This is a genomic window from Cupriavidus sp. GA3-3 (genome assembly GCF_000389805.1).
GTDB classification, from domain to species: domain Bacteria; phylum Pseudomonadota; class Gammaproteobacteria; order Burkholderiales; family Burkholderiaceae; genus Cupriavidus; species Cupriavidus necator_D.
Genome location: NZ_KB944486.1, coordinates 59,986 through 79,211, shown reverse-complemented (window position 1 = coordinate 79,211; position 19,226 = coordinate 59,986). Strand labels below are relative to the sequence as shown.

Genomic DNA, 19,226 nt, shown 5'->3' with positions numbered 1-19,226 from the left:
CGGCCGAGCCGCTGACGCTGGCCGACGCCCGCGTGCTGTGCGCGGCGGCACCGGCGCGGCTGGCCGAATGGCAGGCCGCCGGCTGGGTCGAGGCCAGTCGCACCGCGCGCCCCCTGCTGCCGACCGACCCCGCACAGCCGCCATCGGCCGCGCCGCCGCTGCACGACGAGCAGCGCGCCGCGGTGCAGGCAATTGCCGAGGCCGAGGGCTTCGCGCCGTTCCTGCTGCACGGGGTGACCGGCAGCGGCAAGACCGAGGTCTACCTGCATGCGATGCAGGCGCTGCTCGAACGCGACCCCCAGGCCCAGGTGCTGATGCTGGTGCCTGAAATCAACCTGACCCCGCAACTGCAGGCCCGCATCGCTGCACGCTTCCCGCACCTGCCGCTGGCGGTGCTGCACAGCGGCCTGGCCGACCAGGAGCGCAGCCTGCAGTGGCTGGCCGCGCACCGCGGCGAGGCCCGCATCGTGCTGGGCACGCGCATGGCGGTGATGGCCTCGCTGCCGGCGCTGGCGCTGATCGTGGTCGACGAGGAACACGACACTTCCTACAAGCAGCAGGAAGGGCTGCGCTACTCGGCGCGCGACCTGGCGGTGTGGCGCGCCAAGCAGCGCGGCATTGCCGTGGTGCTTGGTTCGGCCACGCCGTCGATGGAGACCTGGTGGCGGGCCGGGCAGGGCACTTACCGCAAGCTGGTGCTGCGCGAGCGCGCCCAGGCCGAAGCGACCCTGCCGACAGTGCGCCTGGTCGACCTGAACCACGAGCGCCAGCGCCAGCGCCCGCTGTTCGAAGGCTTGTCGGTGCCGCTGCTGGAAGCCATCGACGCGCGCCTGGCGCGCGGCGAGCAGAGCCTGCTGTTCCTGAACCGCCGCGGCTACGCGCCGGTGATTGCCTGCGACAGCTGCGGCTGGCTGTCGGGCTGCCCGCGCTGCTCGGCCTACCTGGTGCTGCACCGCCCCGAACGGCGCCTGCGCTGCCACCACTGCGGCCTGGAGGCGCCGGTGCCGCACCACTGCCCGGACTGCGGCAACGTCGACATCGCGCCGCTGGGGCGTGGCACGCAGCGCATCGAAGAGGCATTGGCGACGCGCTTCCCGCAGGCGCGCATCGCCCGCATCGACGCAGATTCCACGCGCCGCAAGGGCAGCGCGCAAGCCATGTTCGACGAAGTCCATGCCGGCGAAGTCGACATCCTGGTGGGCACGCAGATGGTGGCCAAGGGGCATGACTTCCAGCGCGTGACCCTGGTCGGCATCGTCCATCCGGACGCGGCCATGTTCAGCCATGACTTCCGCGCCGCCGAGCATCTGTTCGCCTCGCTGATGCAGGTGGCCGGGCGGGCAGGGCGGGCCGGCTTGCCGGGCGAGGTGCTGATCCAGACGCGCTACCCGGACACCCCGGCATTGCAGGCGCTGACGCGCCACGACTATGATGGATTCGCGGCCACCCAGTTGCGCGAGCGGCGCCAGGCCGGGTTGCCCCCGTTCTGCTACCAGGTGCTGGTAACCGCCGACCACGGCCAGCTGGAGCGGGCGCTGCAGTTCCTGGAAGTGGCGCGCCGGCATGCCGAAACCTGCGAGCTGGCGGCCGAGGTGCAACTGCACGATCCGGTGCCGATGTCGATGGTGCGCATCTTCAACCGGGAGCGTGCGCAGATGCTGGTTGAGGCCACCTCGCGGCCGGTGCTGCAACGCTTCGTGGCTGAGTGGGTGCAGACTTTCGCAGATGTGGGGACGGAGGCAAAAGGGGTGCGCTGGCAGCTTGAGATCGACCCGTTGCGGATCTGAGTCAGCTGGCGTGGCAGTGAAAGGTGCAACCCTGGCATTAGGGTTTCCGATAGGGTTGCACTAGGTTGCACCTTGGTGATTTTCGGGAGTAAGATCGCGCCAGCTCACAGGCTGCGGCCGGTCGCGCGCCCGTGCCTGCCGGCATGGACGAGGTAGCACCGGCGGCGGCTCCAGTCTTTCGGAGAAATGCCCGCATGGCCACCACCACTCTCGGCGTCAAGCTCGACGACGCCTCGCGCGACCGCCTCAAGCGCGTTGCCCAATCCATCGACCGCACGCCGCACTGGCTGATCAAGCAGGCTATCTTCACCTACCTCGAGCAGATCGAGCGCGGCCACCTGCCGCACGAGACCGGCGCCGCCGGTAGCGCCGACGCGGATGGCGCCGACGGAGCCGAGCTGGTCCATGGCGATGCGCCGCAGCCGTTCCTGGAGTTCGCCCAAAGCATCCAGCCGCAATCGGTGCTGCGTGCTGCCATTACCTCTGCCTATCGCCGCCCGGAAGCCGATTGCGTACCGGTGCTGCTGGAGCAGGCGCGCCTGCCGCAGCAGCAAGGCGAGGCCGCCATCAAGATGGCCAAGACCCTGGCCACGCGGCTGCGCGAGCAGAAGGTCGGCAGCGGCCGCGAGGGCCTGGTGCAGGGCCTGATCCAGGAATTCTCGCTGTCGTCGCAGGAAGGCGTGGCGCTGATGTGCCTGGCCGAGGCCCTGCTGCGCATCCCCGACAAGGCCACCCGCGACGCGCTGATCCGCGACAAGATCAGCGGCGCCAACTGGCAGTCGCACCTGGGCCAGAGCCCGTCGCTGTTCGTTAACGCCGCCACCTGGGGCCTGCTGCTGACCGGCAAGCTGGTCGCCACCCATACCGAATCGGGCCTGACCAAGGCGCTCACGCGCATCATCGGCAAGGGCGGCGAGCCGCTGATCCGCAAGGGCGTGGACATGGCGATGCGCCTGATGGGCGAGCAGTTCGTCACCGGCGAGACCATTTCCGAGGCGCTGGCCAACGCGCGCAAGTACGAGGCCGAAGGCTTCCGCTACTCCTACGACATGCTGGGCGAGGCCGCCATGACCGAGGCCGACGCGCAGCGCTACCTGGCCTCGTACGAGCAGGCCATCCACGCCATCGGCCAGGCCTCGCGCGGGCGCGGCATCTATGAGGGCCCGGGCATCTCGATCAAGCTGTCGGCGCTGCACCCGCGCTACAGCCGCGCGCAGCATGAGCGCGTGGTGGGCGAGCTGTACGAGCGCCTGAAGTCGCTGACGCTGCTGGCACGCCAGTACGACATCGGCATCAATATCGACGCCGAGGAAGCCGACCGCCTGGAGATCTCGCTGGACCTGCTCGAGCGCCTGTGCTTCGAGCCCGAGCTGGCGGGCTGGAACGGCATCGGCTTCGTGGTGCAGGGCTACCAGAAGCGCTGCCCGTTCGTGATCGACTACCTGATCGACCTGGCCCGCCGCAGCCGCCACCGCCTGATGATCCGCCTGGTCAAGGGCGCCTACTGGGACAGCGAGATCAAGCGCGCCCAGCTCGACGGGCTGGAGGGCTACCCGGTCTACACGCGCAAGGTCTACACCGACGTGTCGTACATCGCCTGCGCGCGCAAGCTGCTGTCGGTGCCGGACGCGATCTACCCGCAGTTCGCCACGCACAATGCGCATACGCTGTCGGCCATCTACCAGATCGCCGGCCACAGCTACTATCCCGGCCAGTATGAGTTCCAGTGCCTGCACGGCATGGGCGAGCCGCTGTACGACCAGGTGGTTGGCGCCACCGCGGACGGCAAGTTCAACCGCCCGTGCCGCATCTACGCGCCGGTCGGCACGCATGAAACGCTGCTGGCCTACCTGGTGCGCCGCCTGCTGGAGAACGGTGCCAATACCTCGTTCGTGAACCGCATCGCCGATGACACCATCTCGCTGGACGAGCTGGTGGCCGACCCGGTCGCCGTGGTCGAAGCCATGCACCGCGAAGAAGGCGTGCTGGGCCTGCCGCACCCGCGCATCCCGTCGCCGCGCACGCTGTACGGCAAGAGCCGCCCCAATTCGGCCGGCATCGATCTCGCGAACGAGCATCGCCTGGCGTCGCTGTCGTCGGCGCTGCTGGCAGGCACCAGCGAGCGCTTCGTGGCCGAGCCGCTGCTCGGCGCCGAGGTACCGCGCGCAGCCGACGCCATCACCACGCCGGTGCTGAACCCGGCCGACCACCGCGATGTGGTGGGCCATGTCACCGAGGCCGGCCAGGCCGAGGTCGACGCCGCGCTGCAGGCCGCCATCAACGCCGCGCCGATCTGGCAGGCGACGCCGCCGGACGTGCGCGCGGCCGCGCTGGAGCGCGCCGCCGACCTGATGGAAGCCCAGATGCAGTCGCTGATGGGCATCATCATGCGCGAGGCCGGCAAGACCTTCTCCAACGCCATCGCCGAAGTGCGCGAAGCCGTGGACTTCCTGCGCTACTACGCCGCCGAGGTGCGCCGCAGCTTCGACAACGAGACCCACCGTCCGCTGGGCCCGGTGGTCTGCATCAGCCCGTGGAACTTCCCGCTGGCGATCTTCACCGGCCAGGTGGCCGCGGCGCTGGCCGCCGGCAACCCGGTGCTGGCCAAGCCCGCCGAGCAGACCCCGCTGATCGCCGCCGCCGCCGTGCGCCTGCTGCGCGAAGCCGGCGTTCCGGCCGGCGCGGTGCAGCTGCTGCCGGGCCGCGGCGAGACCGTGGGCGCCGCGCTGGTCGGCGACGCCCGCGTCAAGGGTGTGATGTTCACCGGCTCGACCGAAGTCGCGCGCATCCTGCAGCGCAACGTCGCCGGCCGCCTCGACGCCGCCGGCCGCCCGATCCCGCTGATCGCGGAGACCGGCGGACAGAACGCGATGATCGTCGACTCGTCGGCGCTGGCTGAACAGGTGGTGGGCGATGTCCTCAGCTCCGCTTTCGATTCGGCCGGCCAGCGCTGCTCGGCGCTGCGCGTGCTGTGCCTGCAGGAAGACGTGGCCGACCGCGTGCTGGAAATGCTCAAGGGCGCCATGCAGGAACTGAACATGGCCAATCCGGACCGGCTCTCGACCGACGTCGGCCCGGTGATCGACGACGAAGCGCGCGGCAATATCGTGCGCCATGTCGATGCCATGCGCGCCAAGGGCCGCCGTGTCCATCAGGCCGACCCCAACGCCGCGCAGGGCGCCAGCTGCCGCAACGGCACCTTCGTGCCGCCGACGCTGATCGAACTGGATAGCATCGAGGAACTCAAGCGCGAGGTGTTCGGCCCGGTGCTGCACGTGGTGCGCTTTCCGCGCGCGGCGCTGGACACCATGGTCAGCCAGATCAACGCCACCGGCTACGGCCTGACGCTGGGCATCCATACCCGCATCGACGAGACCATCTCGCACATCGTCAGCCGTGCCCATGTGGGCAACCTGTATGTCAACCGCAATATCGTCGGCGCCGTGGTGGGCGTGCAGCCCTTTGGCGGCGAAGGCCTGTCGGGCACCGGCCCGAAGGCGGGCGGCCCGCTGTACCTGCACCGCCTGCTGTCGGTCTGCCCGCAGGACGCGGTGGTACGCAGCGTGCGCGCGTCGGAAGCAGGCGGCGGCGCCGAGGCGGCCACGCTGCGCGACGAGGCCGCAGCGGCCTTCCAGGCCTGGGCCAGGGCCGAGCTGCCGGCGGTGGCCGCCGCCTGCGAGCGCCTGGCCGAGGCCTCGCCCTCGGGCCTGACCGTGACGCTGCCCGGCCCCACCGGCGAGCGCAACACCTACACCCTGCTGCCGCGCGAGCACGTGCTGTGCCTGGCCACGCAGGAGGCCGACCTGGCGCTGCAGCTGGGCGCCGTGCTGACCGTCGGCGCAGACGCCGTATGGCCGGAAAACCCTGTCAGCCGGGGGCTGTTTGCGCGCCTGCCTAAGGGCGTACAATCGCGCGTCCGCATGGTGGCCGACTGGACCGCGGCGGACATCGCTATCGATGCGGTGCTGCACCACGGAGATTCCGACCAGCTGCGCACGGTGTGCGAGCAGGTGGCGGTGCGCCCCGGTCCGATCATCGGCGTGCAGGGCCTGGCGCAAGGTGAACCGAATATCGCGCTCGACCGTTTGCTGATCGAGCGCTCGCTTTCGGTCAACACCGCAGCCGCGGGCGGCAATGCCAGTTTGATGACGATCGGCTGAGGCAACCCTCGGACCTCGTCATGTCGAAGCACGCAGCGGTGGCGGCGATCCCGCCCCGTTGCGTATTGAAGCAAGGTGCGGCACTGCCAGGCTGCACCGCTATAACTGCCGGCAACGGCACCACATCGGCACCATTTGGGACCCAAGGAGATCTGATGAGCTCGACATTCCACAAGACGGCAATGACCGTTGCCCTGACCCTGGCTGGCCTGACCGCCGCCTCCGCCGCGTTCGCGCAGGCCCAGGAAATCAAGCTGGGCTTTGCCGGCCCGATGACCGGCGGCCAGGCGCAGTACGGCAAGGACATGCAGAACGGCATCGTCCTCGCGATCGAGGACATGAACGCCACCAAGCCCAAGATCGGCGGCAAGGAAGTCAAGTTCGTGCTGGTCTCAGAAGACGACCAGGCCGACCCGAAGACCGGCTCGGTGGTGGCGCAGAAGCTGGTGGATAACGGCATCCAGGGCATGCTCGGCCACTTCAACTCGGGCACCACCATCCCGGCGTCGATGGTCTACAACCGCGCCGGCATTCCGCAGATCGCCATGGCGACCGCGCCGGAATACACCAAGCAAGGCTTCAAGACCACCTTCCGCATGATGACCTCCGACACCCAGCAGGGCTCGGTGATCGGCGCCTTCGTGGTGAAGAAGCTGGGCGCGAAGAACATCGCCATCGTCGATGACCGCACCGCGTACGGCCAGGGCCTGGCCGACGAGTTCGAGAAGGCCGCCAAGGCCGCCGGCGGCAAGATCGTGCGCCGCGAGTTCACCAACGACAAGGCGGTGGACTTCAAGGCCGTGCTGACCAACATCAAGCGCAGCAACCCGGACATCATCTTCTACGGCGGCGCCGAGACCCAGTCCGCGCCGATGGCCAAGCAGGTCAAGGAACTGGGCATGAAGGCCCCGCTGGTGTCGGGCGAAATGTCCAAGACCGACAACTTCCTGAAGCTCGCCGGCCCGGCCGCCGAAGGCACCGTGGTGTCGCTGGCCGGCCTGCCGCTGGACCAGATGCCTGGCGGCTCCACGTACGAGAAGAAGTACGAGAAGCGCTTTGGCTCGAAGGTGCAGACCTACTCGCCGTACGCCTACGACGGCGCCACCGCGATGATGTCGGCCATGGTCAAGGCCGGCTCGACCGACCCGGCGCGCTACCTGCCGGTGCTGGCTGCTACCAATATGCAGGGCGTGACCACCAAGACGCTGGCGTATGACGCGCGCGGCGACCTGAAGGATGGTGGTATCACTGTCTATAAGGTGGTTGGCGGCAAGTGGACGGTGCTGGAGACGGTTGGCGGGAAGTAAGCTGCTGGCTGGTTTTGGTTATGGGAGAACGCTGCCTTTGGGTGGCGTTTTTTCTTTTGGGGGCTTGGCGGCAAGCCTCCCAAACAATTCCGTATCTCCCCCATTGGCGCATAATCCCGCACTCGCACATTTTTTCAATCCATAGGAGCAGTACGTGTCCGAGCAGGAAGCCAGCTACGACCACGCCATCGGGCTAGCCAACCAGGGGCGCTTCACCGAAGCCCTGCAGATTGCCGACCAGCTGTCGCAGGCCCGCCCCGAGGTGGTTGATTTCGTCACGCTGCGGGCGCGGCTGCACTTTGACAACGGTGACGCCAACGCCGCACTGGCGGTGCTGGACGAGGCGCTGGCGCGGCTTGACACGCTGCCGCTGCAGCCGCCGCACCGCTGGGCCTCGCGCGGGGTGATCGCGCACCGCTACGGCGCCATGCTGATGAGCCTGGGCCGCGATGCCGAGGCGCGCCCGTGGCTGCATGAGGCCGCGCAACGCAGCGGCCTGCTGACGGGCGAATGGGCCGCGCATTTCCACGCCGGCCTGGCCGCGCTGCGCATGGGCGACATGGCCGCCGCGGCACGCTACTGGCATGATCTGATGGTCCGCAATCCCGACCTGGGCGCAGATGACATCGCACCGCTGGTGACGGACTACATCGCCCGGGCCGAGGCCGCCGGCGTTCCGGTGGAGCCCCTGATGCGCGTCTGCCTGGGCCGCGTGGCCCTGGACAACCCGCATCTGCTGGAGCTCGATCCCGCAGCCGGTGACGCCGTGGCCGCCGACCAGGCCGCCCGTGTGCTGGCCGAGCACCCTGACCACCCCGAGGCGCGCCGCCTGCGTGCACCGCTGCGCCACGGCGTGGGCGACGTCCAGGGGGCGCTGGACGACCTGGCGGTCTACCTGCGCCAGGTGCCCGACCCGCAGAGCCAGGTACGCGAACTGGCCTGGCGCCACCAGCTGGCGCAGCGCGCCGACAGCACCCAGCCGGCCGATCGCGAGCCGTGGCTGCGCTTCACGCTGACCGACCAGTCCGACGACGGTGCCGGCTACTACCGCGCCGCCATGGCGCTGGGCGAGTTCATCGACGAGGTGCCGGCCGCCGAGGCCGCGCTGCGGCCGGTGCTTGTGCAGGCCGGCCGTGCCGGCGTGGCGCGCTTCGACCAGTATTTCGCCACCGGCCAGGGCGATGCCGCGGGGCACGGCGGCAATGCCGACCCGCATGTCTATTCGCTGCTTTGCCGGCTGCTGTCGCGCAGCCTGCCGGCCGACGCCGCGCACGTGGACGAGCGCATCGCGCTGCACCAGCAGGGCATGGCCGCCAGCGAGTTCATCGATCACTGGATCGACCTGCTCGACTGCCACGCCGACGCCGGCCAGCACCAGAAAGTGGCCGAGCTGGCCGGCGAGGTGCTCAACCGCTACCCGCTGGAGCGTAACCCGGCCGACGTGACCTGGGCCTTCAGCCGCATGATCGCGGCCTGGAAGGCCATGAGCGGCGCCGAGCCGACCGAGGCCGCCCGTGCCGCGATGATGCATATGGATGCCCGGCTGGACGCGCTGCCGGTGGAAGCCCGCAGCGAGGCCGCGCACCCGATGGCGCATGCGCGCGCGCACTTTGCCGCGCTGCTGCAGGCGCAGGTGGCCGGCATGGACGAGCACGACCGCACTGATGCCCTGGCCGAGATCGAGGCCCAGCAGCGCCGCGCGCTGCTGGTCGAGGACGCCTGGCTGTACAACCGCTTCGGCCAGGTCTGGCGCGACGCGGGCGAGCCCGAGCGCGCGCTGCCGCTGTTCGAACAGGCCGTGGCGCTGACCGAGGGCGATCCGCTGGACCAGGCCGGCCCGCGCGTGCAGCGCGGGCTGGTCCACCATGCAGCGCGGCGCCACGATGCCGCGCTGGCCGACTTTATCGCAGCCTTCGCCGTGCGTGACGACTGGGATGCCGAGGTGTACCTGCGCGCGGTGCAGTCGGCGCTTGGCCTGGACCAGCGTGAAACCGCGCTGGGGTATTTCGAAAAGGCCCGTGCCCGCGGGGCCGCGCAGGGCTCGACGCGCACTTTGTACGCACAGGTGGAGGCCGCGCTCAAGGCAACCCGCCCGATGTGGAAAGTCTGGGGCGTCTGAAACGTCGCTCCGGGCCGCCGAACGGTCTGAACATGTAAGGGATGTAAAAAACGCCATCCGGAGATGGCGTTTTTTACGTGCAGATGACAGAAGTTGTGCGCGTGTTTTGTGCGGTGTCGGACAATCACTGACATGGATTGTGAAGTGCTTACATTACCATGTCGCCATGAACGGACTGAGCCAACTTTTTCCAAGCCTCCCGCTCGCGCCCGGCGGCCTGTTCTGGGTCGGGCTGGCGCTGGTCGGCGCCGGCCTGGCCGGTGAGCTGAGCCGGCGCTGGCTGCGCTGCCCGCGCATCGTCGGGTATGCCGCGGCGGGGCTTTGCGCCGGCATGCTGGGGCGCGGCATCGTCGACGAGAACATGATCAACCAGACCCGTATCCTGATCGATATGGCGCTGGCGCTGGCCTTGTTCGAACTCGGGCATCGCCTCTCGCTGACCTGGCTGCGCGCCAACCGCTGGCTGCTGCTGACCAGTGCCTTTGAAAGCCTGCTGACCTGGGGCCTGGTGGCGGCGGTGCTGCAATGGATCGGCGCCTCGCCCGGCGTGGCGATCCTGGCCGGCGGCATCGCGGTCAGCACCTCGCCCACCATCGTGCTGCAGCTCAAGAATGAGTTGCGCGCCGACGGCCAGGTCACCGAGCGCCTGATGGCGATGGCCGCACTCAACAGCATCTACGCCGCCGCCATCGTGCAGGTCGCCACCGGCTGGCTGCATTCGGAATACGGCAACCTGGGCGCGGCGCTGCTGCATCCGCTGTACCTGCTGGTGGGCTCGTGCCTGCTGGCGTGGGTGGTGGGCAAGCTCGGCCATGCCATCTATGACCGCATGTCGGCCGACGACCACTACAGCTTCCTGGTGCTGGTGGGCCTGGTGCTGTTCACGCTGGCGCTGACCCGGGTACTAAAATTGTCGATGCCGCTGACGCTGATGCTGGCCGGTGTCGTGTTCAAGCACCAGGACAACCAGCCGCATGTGTGGCCGCCGCATTTCGGCAGCGCCGGCAGCCTGCTGATCATCGTGATGGTGGTGTCGCTGGGCCTGCCGCTGACGGCACAGGACTGGGCCGTGGGCGGCGTTTACGCCATCGCGCTGGTGGTGCTGCGCCATGTGGCCAAGCTGGCCGGCGTGGTCTCGCTGGGCTCGTTCTCGGGCCTGAGCCTGCGCCAGTGCATGGCGCTGGGGCTGGCGCTGGCGCCGATGTCGGGCCTCGCCTACCTGCTGATGCATGACGTGGCGCGGCTCTACCCCGGTACCGGCCAGCCGCTGGCGGCCATCATCCTGTGCGCGCTGGCAATCGAACAACTTTTCGGTCCGGTGATCGCGGCCTGGGCGCTGCGCTACGCAGGCGAAGTCCGCGTCGACATCCGGGCCAATGGAGGAGGGCGCTGATGTCGCTCGAAACGTTCAAGCACTCTGAGGCGCTGACCTTCGGCGTGGAGCTGGAGCTGCAGCTGGTCAACCGGCATGACTATGACCTGGCCCCGTTCGCGCCCGACCTGCTGCGCGCGCTCAAGGGCGCCGAGCATGCCGGCGACATCAAGCCGGAGATCAGCCCGTCGATGATCGAGATCAGCACCGGGATCTGCCACACCTACCAGCAGGCGCTGGAGGAGCTGACCGTGATGCGCGACCTGATGGTGGCGGCCTCGCGCTCGCTGAACCTGGGCATTGCCGGCGGCGGCACCCACCCGTTCCAGCAGTGGGCCGACCGCACCATCTCGGATTCGCCGCGCTACCAGTACATCTCAGAGCTGTACGGCTACCTCGCCAAGCAGTTCACGGTGTTCGGCCAGCACGTGCATATCGGCTGCCCCAGCGCCGACGAATCGCTGTTCCTGCTGCACGCCATCGGCCGCTATGTGCCGCACTTTGTGGCGCTGGCGGCATCCTCGCCCTATGTGCAGGGCGTGGATACCGGCTTTGCCTCGGCGCGGCTGAATTCGGTCGCGGCCTTCCCGATGAGCGGGCGGGCGCCGTTCCTGCTGACGTGGGACGCCTTCACCGCGTATTTCGAGAAGATGCGCAATACCGGCGTGATCGAGAGCATGAAGGACTTCTACTGGGATATCCGGCCCAAGCCCGAGTTCGGCACCATCGAGGTCCGCGTGATGGACACGCCGCTGACGGTGCAGCGCGCCTGTGATATCGCCGCCTATATCCAGATGCTGGCGCGCTACCTGCTGCTGTCGCGCCCCTTCATGCCGCAGGAAGACGATTACCTGGTGTACACCTTCAACCGCTTCCAGGCCTGCCGTTTCGGGCTGGAGGGGGAGTACGTGCATCCCAACGAACTGACGCGCATGCCGATCGCCGACCACATCCTGTCGATCTGCGACGCGCTGGTGCCGCACGCCGAGGCACTCGGCTCGCTGGAGGCGCTGGCCAATATCCGCGCGCTGGCCGAGCGCCGCGACGGCGACGCCGAGTGGCTGCGCCAGGTCGATGCCGATGCGCGCAGCCAGCGTGAAACGGTGCGCAAGGCGTGTGACCGGTGGGCTGCCTGAGGCTGCGCCAGGCTGCCCCTTGTCTTATTTGACGCTGTAGCCGCGCCCCTGCATGCAGGCGCCCCAGGCCTGGTAGTACGAGCCCATCGCCTGGCTGGTATTGGCCGCCGCCTGCTGGTTGGCCGCGTTCGCCTGGCGGCGCGACTGCCGGTGCGCCACGCCGCCCCCCACCGTACCCGCTGCAGCGCCGACCGCCGCACCCTTGCCGGCATCGCCTGCCATCGCGCCCACCACCGCGCCCGCCGCGGCGCCGCCCGCGGCACCCCGCACGCGCTGGCCGCTCTGCGCCTGGGCCGGCGGCGGGGCGTTGGCGGCCTGTGCCGGATCCACGCCGGTCTGCTGCTTGGCCCAGCTGTAGCAGGCGCCGTCGTCGCTGGCCTGCTGTTGCTGACTCTGGCCCTTGGCCGGATAGGCCATGGGCTTGTTCTGCGCCATGGCCTGAGCCGGGATCAGCGCCGGGGTCAGCGCGATCGCCGCGGCCAGTACGCCGAGGCCACGGTACAGCTTGCGATGCGGGCATTGCTTCATGATGATGTTCCCCCACGGGTGTCGGCTACGCGACGCTGGACGCACCGACCGGTGCGCAAGTGGCGAGCCGTTCTGTGAAGGCCAGTATTTGCGGCACGCAGGGGTAAGTCAAATCAGCGTTTTGACGGCCCGATGTTATTTGTTTGTAGTGGGTGGCGGGGACAGCAGGAACGCGACCGCTTCCTGCCACCAGGCCGTATCGACATGCCCGGCCCAGTCGTTATGCCCGGCGCCGCCGATCACCGCGAGCCGCCGCGGTTCGCCCAGCGACGCATAGAGCGCCTGGCCGAAGCGTGCCGGCACGATGGTGTCGCGTTCGGCGACCGCGACCATCACCGGGCGGCCGAAGCCTTCCAGGTTGGCCGCGCTGTCGTAGCGGTCGCGCAGCACCCAGCCGGCCGGCAGCCAGGGATAGTGATGCGAGGCAATATGCACAAGCTTGTCCCACGGCGTGATCAGCAGCACGCCGGCGACGCTCTCGCGCTGGCGCGCCGCGGCCGCTGCGGCCACGCCCGCGCCCAGCGACTCGCCGACCAGCAGCAGCGGGCCGCCGAACTGGCGCCGGGCCAGCGCAATCGATTGTTCCGCGTCTGCCACGAAGCTGCGCTCGCCGAGTGCGCCGGTGCGCGGGCCGTAGGCCGGGTACTCGGCCAGGATCACGCGAAGGCCCAGCTTCGTCAGCGCGCTGGCGTAGTAGCCGCGATGCCCGGCGTGCCCGGCATTGCCGTGAAAGACCATGGCGGTGGCGCGCGCCGGTCCGGCCGGTTCGGCGACAAGGCCGCGAAAGTCCTGCGGCCCCGGCCAGGCGCGCAGCCCGGGCGAGACCATGGCGTCGACCGAGGCTTTATCGGGAAAGTAGAGGAAGTGATCCTGCATCATGCTGATTCCGGCAAGCAGGACCAGTCCCGCACCGAGCCAGCGCAGCACCCTGCGGCGAACCGATTCAGTCCGCGGCGACACCAGCCGCGCTGGCGCCGGTGCCGGGGCGATGGCAGGCATGGCAACGCGCTCAGGCGCAGGCGAACACCGGTTCGCAGCGCACCTCGGTCCTGACCGAGTTGGCGATAAAGCAGGCGCCATGCGCGGCGTGGTGCAGGGCATCGAGTTCTTCGCGCGTGGGCTCGCGCTCGCCGCCAAACGTCACCTGAGGGCGCAGCGTCACCACGGTCATCGCCGTCTGCCCGTCCGCGTTCTTTTCCATCACACCGGTGGCCGCATCCAGGTAGCGGTCGACGACAAAGCGTTGCTTCGCCGCCAGCGACAGGAACCACAGCATGTGGCAGCTGGACAGCGAGGCGATGAACATCTCTTCGGGATCGACCGCGCTCGCATCCGACATCGGCAATGGCACCACATGGGGTGATGACGATCCCGGGACTTCCGCGCCACCGTCAAAGCGCAGCACATGCCTGCGGCTGTAGCGGTTGCCGGCGAAATCCTGCCCGTCGCGTTGCCACAGGACTTCAGCGGTGTATGTGGACATGCAAAGACTCCTAACGTTAGGAAAACCTCAGGCGCCGTGCGGCACGCTTTCGCCGTCGCGCAGGCCCAGGCGCTGGTTGGCCGCCACGGCGACATCGATCAGCTTCGGGCGCGGCAGGTTCAGGTTGCGCATCATCTCGATGAACTCTTCACGCGTGCGGCCGGCGACGCGGCTGTTGTGGGCGCGCTCCTGGCCGATGGTGGACGAGGTGCGGCCCTTGTAGTCGTGGGCCGGATAGACCTGCGTGTCGTCGGGCAGCGCAAACAGCTTCCTGGTCAGGCTGTCGTAGAGCGTGCCGGCGTCGCCCGACTGGAAGTCGGTGCGGCCGCAGCCGTCGATCAGCAGGGCATCGCCGGTGAAGACGCGGCGCACGATGCCGTCGGGCGTGGGCTCTTCCCACAGGTAGCTCATGCTGCCGGCGGTGTGCCCGGGCGTATGGATGGCGCGCAGCACCTGCTTGCCGAAGGCGACAGTGTCGCCGTCGATCAGTTGCTTCTGCGCGGGCTTGATATCGCAGCCGGACGGCGCCGCGGTGTGCGCGCCGGTCTGCAACGCAAGGTGGCCGGCCGAGGTGATGTGGTCGGCATGGGCATGGGTCTCGATGACCCACGCCAGCCGCGCGCCGGTTGACTTCAGCAGCGCCAGGTCGCGTTCCAGCTGGTGGTCGACCGGATCGATCAGCAGCGCGTCCCCGGTGGCGGCGTCGATCAGCAGGTAGGTGAAGGTGGACGAGGTGTCGTCGAACAGCTGGTGGAAGGTCTGCATGGCTGCCCTCTTGTTTTTCGTTCGGGGAACGCCGCCATGATACGCCGCGCTGCGCGCGCGGACATTAGCATTCCACGATATTCACCGCCAGCCCGCCGCGCGCCGTCTCCTTGTACTTGGTCTTCATGTCGGCACCGGTCTCGCGCATGGTCTTGATCACCGAATCGAGCGATACGTAGTGCGTGCCGTCGCCGCGCAAGGCCATGCGCGCCGCGTTGACCGCCTTGACCGAGGCCATTGCGTTGCGCTCGATACACGGGATCTGCACCAGTCCGCCAACCGGGTCGCAGGTCAGCCCGAGGTTGTGCTCCATGCCGATCTCGGCCGCGTTCTCGACCTGCGCCGGGCTGCCGCCCTGCACCGCCGCCAGCGCGCCGGCGGCCATCGAGCAGGCCACGCCGACTTCGCCCTGGCAGCCGACCTCGGCGCCGGAAATCGACGCATTGAGCTTGTACAGCAGCCCGATCGCGCCCGCGGTCAGCAGGAAGTCGACCACGCCTTGCTTGCTGGCGCCCGGCACGAAGCGGTCGTAGTAGTGCAGCACCGCGGGGATGATGCCGGCCGCGCCGTTGGTAGGTGCCGTGACCACGCGCCCGCCGGCGGCGTTCTCTTCATTGACTGCGATGGCGTACAGGTTGACCCAGTCCATCACCGAGAGCGGGTCGGACAGGGTGCGCTCGGCGCGCTCGGTCAGGCTGCGGAACAGCTCCGGCGCACGGCGCTTGACCCTGAATGGCCCCGGCAGCTCGCCGTCGGTGCGGCAGCCGCGCGCCACGCACGCCTGCATCACATCCCAGATATGCAGCAGGCCGCTGGTGACTTCCGCCTCGCTGCGCCAGGTCAGCTCGTTTTCCATCATCAGCCGCGCGATGCTCTTGCCACTGGCGGTGGCCATCTCCAGCATGTCCTTGCCGCTGCGGAACGGGTGCGGCAGCTGCTGCGCGGCATTGAGCACCTGCGTATTGGGTGCGCCCGCGGTCACGACGAAGCCGCCGCCGACCGACAGGTAGCGCGCCTCGCGCAGCGATGCACCGCCGGCGTCGAAGGCATGAAACTTCATGCCGTTGGGGTGCTCGGCCATCGCTTCGCGCCGGTAGAAGGCGATGTGCTCCTTCTCGACAAAGGGCACGACATGCTGGCCCAGCAGGGACAGCTCGCGGCCCGCGCGCAGCGCGGCCAGGCGCGTGTCGATCGAATCGGGATCGATGGTGTCGGGGGCTTCCCCCATCAGGCCGAGGATCACGCCCTTGTCGGTGCCGTGGCCCTTGCCGGTGGCGCCCAGCGAGCCATAGAGCTCGGCACGCACGCTCGCCACCTGCGGCAGCAGGCCGTCGCGCTCAAGCCCCTGCGCGAACATCAGCGCAGCGCGCATCGGGCCTACGGTATGCGAGCTCGACGGGCCGATGCCCACCTTGAACAGATCAAAGACGCTGACTGCCACGGAATGTCTCCAGCAATGGGATGGCCCTGAAGAGGCTCTTCTTGGTCGGTTGGCGTGGCTGCGGCGGGCACCGCGACACCGCGATGCCCGTCATCTCGAGCATAGTTCGTTGGCGGGCCGCCGCGGCTGCGGCGGCGCTACGCCTCAGTCCACCACGTAGTCGCTGACCGGCACGCAGGCGCAGAACAGGTTGCGGTCACCATACACGTTGTCGGCACGGCCGACCGGCGGCCAGTACTTCTGCGTGCGCAGCGATGCCACCGGGTACGCGGCTTCCTCGCGCGTGTACTTGTGGGTCCACTCGTCGGCGGTCACCACCGCGGCCGTGTGCGGCGCGTGCTTGAGCGGGTTGTCGTCGCGGTCGAAGGTGCCGTCGGCAACGCGGCCGATTTCCTGGCGGATCGCGATCATCGCGTCGATAAAGCGGTCCAGCTCGTGCAGCGCCTCGCTCTCGGTCGGCTCGATCATCAGCGTGCCCGGCACCGGGAAGCTCATGGTCGGGGCGTGGAAGCCGTAGTCCATCAGGCGCTTGGCCACGTCTTCATTGCTGATGCCGGTGTCCTTCTGCAGCGGGCGCAGGTCCAGGATGCACTCGTGCGCGACCAGGTCGTGCTGGCCGGTGTACAGCACCGGGTAGTACGGGGCCAGGCGCTTGGCGACATAGTTGGCCGCCAGGATCGCGTTCTCGGTGGCGGCGGTCAGGCCGGCCGAACCCATCATCGCGATATACATCCACGAGATCGGCAGGATGCTGGCCGAGCCGAACGGCGCCGCCGAAACGCCGCCGATGCCGCGGTCGTCGCGGCGATAGCCGACGCTGTCCTGGTTGGGCAGGAAGTCAGCCAGGTGCGCGCCGACTGCAACCGGGCCCACGCCCGGGCCGCCGCCGCCGTGCGGGATGCAGAAGGTCTTGTGCAGGTTCAGGTGCGACACGTCGCCGCCGAACTGGCCCGGCGCGGCGGTGCCGACCATGGCGTTCATGTTGGCGCCGTCCACGTACACCTGGCCGCCGTGCTGGTGCACGATCTCGCAAATCTGCTGCACGCCCTGCTCGAACACGCCATGCGTGGACGGGTAGGTGATCATGATCGCCGCCAGGTTCTTGCTGTGCTGCTCGGCCTTCTTCGCCAGGTCTTGCAGGTCGACGTTGCCGTCCTCATCGCAGGCTACGACCACCACCTTCATGCCGGCCATCTGCGCCGACGCCGGATTGGTGCCGTGTGCGGACGACGGAATCAGGCAGATGTCGCGATGGCTCTCGCCGCGGCTGGCGTGGTAGGCGTGGATGATCAGCAGGCCCGCGTACTCGCCCTGCGAGCCGGCGTTGGGTTGCAGGCTCACCGCGGCGTAGCCGGTGGCGGCGCACAGCATGGCCTCGAGCTGGTCGATCATCTCGCGGTAGCCCACGGTCTGGTCCAGCGGCGCGAACGGGTGGATCTGGCTGAATTCGGGCCAGGTCACCGGGATCATCTCGCTGGTGGCGTTCAGCTTCATCGTGCACGAGCCCAGCGGGATCATGGTGCGGTCCAGCGCCAGGTCCTTGTCGGCCAGCATGCGCAGGTAGCGCAGCATCTCGTGTTCGGCGTGGTGCGTGTTGAACACCGGGTGGGTCAGGTATTCGCCGGTGCGTGCCAGTTCGGAGGGGAAGCCGTCCTGCGCGACGGCCTCGAGCTTGTCGAAGTCCACGTCCGCGGGCAACGGCTTGCCCTGCATGAATACTTCCCATAGCGCGACCACGTCGGCACGGGTAGCGGTCTCGTCCAGCGAGATGCCGACGCGCGTGGCGCTGATATGGCGCAGGTTGATGCCGCGCGCGGTGGCCGCGGCATGGATGGCATCGGTGTTGAAGCCGGTTTCCAGCGTCAGCGTATCGAAGAAGCTGGCGTTGGTGCGCGCGAAGCCGAGCTTTTCCAGGCCGGCGGCCAGCGTCGCGGTCAGGCGATGCACGCGCTGCGCGATGCGCTTCAGGCCCTGCGGACCGTGGTAGACGGCATACATCGAGGCCATTACGGCCAGCAGCACCTGCGCAGTACAGATGTTCGAGGTGGCCTTCTCGCGGCGGATATGCTGCTCGCGCGTCTGCAGGGCCAGGCGATAGGCCTTGTTGCCCTGCGCATCGATGGTCACGCCCACCAGGCGGCCCGGCATCGAGCGCTTGAAGGCGTCCTTCACCGCCATATAGCCGGCGTGCGGGCCGCCGAAGCCCAGCGGTACGCCGAAGCGCTGCGAGTTGCCCACGGCCACGTCGGCGCCCCATTCGCCAGGCGCGGCGATCAGCGTCAGCGCCAGCAGGTCGGCGGCAGCCACCACCAGGCCGCCGGCGGCGTGCACGGCGTCGGCGATGGCGCGGTAGTCGTTGACGTCGCCGTTTACGCCCGGATACTGCAGCAGCACGCCGAAGGCGTTGGCCGCGGCGGCATCGGCGGCGGGGCCGACCTTGACTTCGATGCCCATCGGCAGCGCGCGCGTGCGTACCACTTCCAGCGTCTGCGGCAGCACGTCGTCGGCCACGTAGAAGGTGTTCGAATCGTGCTTGTTCACGCGCTGCAGCAGCGTCATGGCTTCGGCCGCGGCAGTGCCTTCATCCAGCATCGACGCATTGGCGATATCCAGCCCGGTCAGGTCGGTGACCATCTGCTGGAAGTTCAGCATCGCTTCCAGGCGGCCTTGCGAGATTTCCGGCTGGTAGGGCGTGTAGGCGGTGTACCAGGCCGGGTTCTCGAAGATATTGCGCAGGATGACGCCGGGCGTGACGGTGTTGTAGTAGCCCTGGCCGATAAAGCTCTTCAGCACCCTGTTCTTGCCTGCCAGCCCGCGCAGCCTTGCCAGCGCGGCTTCCTCGCTCAGCGGCTCGGTGAACTCGCCCATCGGCATGCCGTCGCGGCGGCGGATGGCGGCGGGGATGACGGCGTCGATCAGCGCGGCGCGGCTGTCATAGCCGAGCACCTTCAGCATGTGCTGCTGTTCGGGGGTATCGGGGCCGATATGGCGGGCGGCGAAGGCGTCGCGCGCCTCCAGTTCGGCCAGCGTGGGCCGGTTCACTTGGGCGGCGTTCATGGGAAGCGGGGCGTTCATTGGCAAGAACCTCGTGGGGTGCGCGCCGGCCGGTGGTCAGCCGGGACGGCGCG

At 68.7% G+C, this 19,226-nt stretch carries 12 protein-coding genes; 6 read left to right on the top strand and 6 right to left on the bottom strand.

Annotation, left to right across the window (positions count from 1 at the left end):
* The 6 genes from C265_RS20965 to C265_RS20940 all read left to right on the top strand — a co-directional run.
* A partial coding sequence (locus C265_RS20965; RefSeq protein WP_010812181.1) for a primosomal protein N' occupies positions 1 to 1,787 on the top strand: 1,787 nt, incomplete at its 5' end.
* A gap of 194 nt (positions 1,788 to 1,981) precedes the next feature.
* Positions 1,982 to 5,947: a trifunctional transcriptional regulator/proline dehydrogenase/L-glutamate gamma-semialdehyde dehydrogenase gene (gene putA, locus C265_RS20960; protein ID WP_010812180.1), complete on the top strand. Its 3,966-nt coding sequence runs from the start codon at positions 1,982 to 1,984 to the stop codon at positions 5,945 to 5,947.
* 155 nt (positions 5,948 to 6,102) lie between these two features.
* Positions 6,103 to 7,254 (top strand): branched-chain amino acid ABC transporter substrate-binding protein, encoded by a 1,152-nt coding sequence (locus tag C265_RS20955; protein ID WP_010812179.1) that lies wholly within the window; start codon positions 6,103 to 6,105, stop codon positions 7,252 to 7,254.
* 154 nt (positions 7,255 to 7,408) lie between these two features.
* Positions 7,409 to 9,373 carry a tetratricopeptide repeat protein gene (locus C265_RS20950; protein ID WP_010812178.1) on the top strand — a complete coding sequence of 655 codons (1,965 nt, stop codon included), beginning with the start codon at positions 7,409 to 7,411 and terminating at the stop codon, positions 9,371 to 9,373.
* Between the two features lie 166 nt (positions 9,374 to 9,539).
* Positions 9,540 to 10,766, top strand: a complete 1,227-nt coding sequence (locus C265_RS20945) for a cation:proton antiporter (protein ID WP_010812177.1) — start codon at positions 9,540 to 9,542, stop codon at positions 10,764 to 10,766.
* Entirely contained in the window at positions 10,766 to 11,881 is a 1,116-nt protein-coding gene (locus tag C265_RS20940) for a YbdK family carboxylate-amine ligase (RefSeq protein ID WP_010812176.1), read from the top strand. The genes C265_RS20945 and C265_RS20940 overlap by 1 nt, the downstream gene beginning before the upstream one ends.
* Before the next feature lie 24 nt (positions 11,882 to 11,905).
* Here the strand turns inward: C265_RS20940 and C265_RS20935 are convergent, their stop codons facing one another.
* The 6 genes from C265_RS20935 to gcvP all read right to left on the bottom strand — a co-directional run bounded on the left by C265_RS20935 (position 11,906) and on the right by gcvP (position 19,173).
* Entirely contained in the window at positions 11,906 to 12,409 is a 504-nt protein-coding gene (locus tag C265_RS20935; protein WP_010812175.1) for a YMGG-like glycine zipper-containing protein, read from the bottom strand.
* A 135-nt stretch (positions 12,410 to 12,544) separates the two neighbouring features.
* Complete coding sequence (locus tag C265_RS20930; protein WP_010812174.1) at positions 12,545 to 13,408, bottom strand: alpha/beta hydrolase; 864 nt, start codon at positions 13,406 to 13,408, stop codon at positions 12,545 to 12,547.
* 10 nt (positions 13,409 to 13,418) lie between these two features.
* A complete protein-coding gene (locus C265_RS20925) occupies positions 13,419 to 13,892 on the bottom strand; it encodes an OsmC family protein (protein WP_010812173.1) in 474 nt (157 codons plus the stop codon).
* A 27-nt stretch (positions 13,893 to 13,919) separates the two neighbouring features.
* Complete coding sequence (locus tag C265_RS20920; protein ID WP_010812172.1) at positions 13,920 to 14,657, bottom strand: MBL fold metallo-hydrolase; 738 nt, start codon at positions 14,655 to 14,657, stop codon at positions 13,920 to 13,922.
* Positions 14,658 to 14,721: 64 nt separating this feature from the next.
* Positions 14,722 to 16,098 (bottom strand): L-serine ammonia-lyase, encoded by a 1,377-nt coding sequence (locus C265_RS20915; RefSeq protein ID WP_010812171.1) that lies wholly within the window; start codon positions 16,096 to 16,098, stop codon positions 14,722 to 14,724.
* Positions 16,099 to 16,242: 144 nt separating this feature from the next.
* Positions 16,243 to 19,173 carry an aminomethyl-transferring glycine dehydrogenase gene (gene gcvP, locus C265_RS20910; protein ID WP_011616221.1) on the bottom strand — a complete coding sequence of 977 codons (2,931 nt, stop codon included), beginning with the start codon at positions 19,171 to 19,173 and terminating at the stop codon, positions 16,243 to 16,245.
* Between the last annotated feature and the right edge of the window lie 53 nt (positions 19,174 to 19,226).

What these genes read in the sequence shown, in the direction of transcription:
- putA (WP_010812180.1), top strand. Translation starts at nt 1,982, where the DNA reads ATGGCCACCACCACTCTCGGCGTCAAGCTCGACGACGCCTCGCGCGAC.
- C265_RS20955 (WP_010812179.1), top strand. Translation starts at nt 6,103, where the DNA reads ATGAGCTCGACATTCCACAAGACGGCAATGACCGTTGCCCTGACCCTG.
- C265_RS20945 (WP_010812177.1), top strand. Translation starts at nt 9,540, where the DNA reads ATGAACGGACTGAGCCAACTTTTTCCAAGCCTCCCGCTCGCGCCCGGC.
- C265_RS20940 (WP_010812176.1), top strand. Translation starts at nt 10,766, where the DNA reads ATGTCGCTCGAAACGTTCAAGCACTCTGAGGCGCTGACCTTCGGCGTG.
- C265_RS20935 (WP_010812175.1), bottom strand. Translation starts at nt 12,409, where the DNA reads ATGAAGCAATGCCCGCATCGCAAGCTGTACCGTGGCCTCGGCGTACTG.
- C265_RS20930 (WP_010812174.1), bottom strand. Translation starts at nt 13,408, where the DNA reads ATGCCTGCCATCGCCCCGGCACCGGCGCCAGCGCGGCTGGTGTCGCCG.
- C265_RS20925 (WP_010812173.1), bottom strand. Translation starts at nt 13,892, where the DNA reads ATGTCCACATACACCGCTGAAGTCCTGTGGCAACGCGACGGGCAGGAT.
- C265_RS20920 (WP_010812172.1), bottom strand. Translation starts at nt 14,657, where the DNA reads ATGCAGACCTTCCACCAGCTGTTCGACGACACCTCGTCCACCTTCACC.
- gcvP (WP_011616221.1), bottom strand. Translation starts at nt 19,173, where the DNA reads ATGAACGCCCCGCTTCCCATGAACGCCGCCCAAGTGAACCGGCCCACG.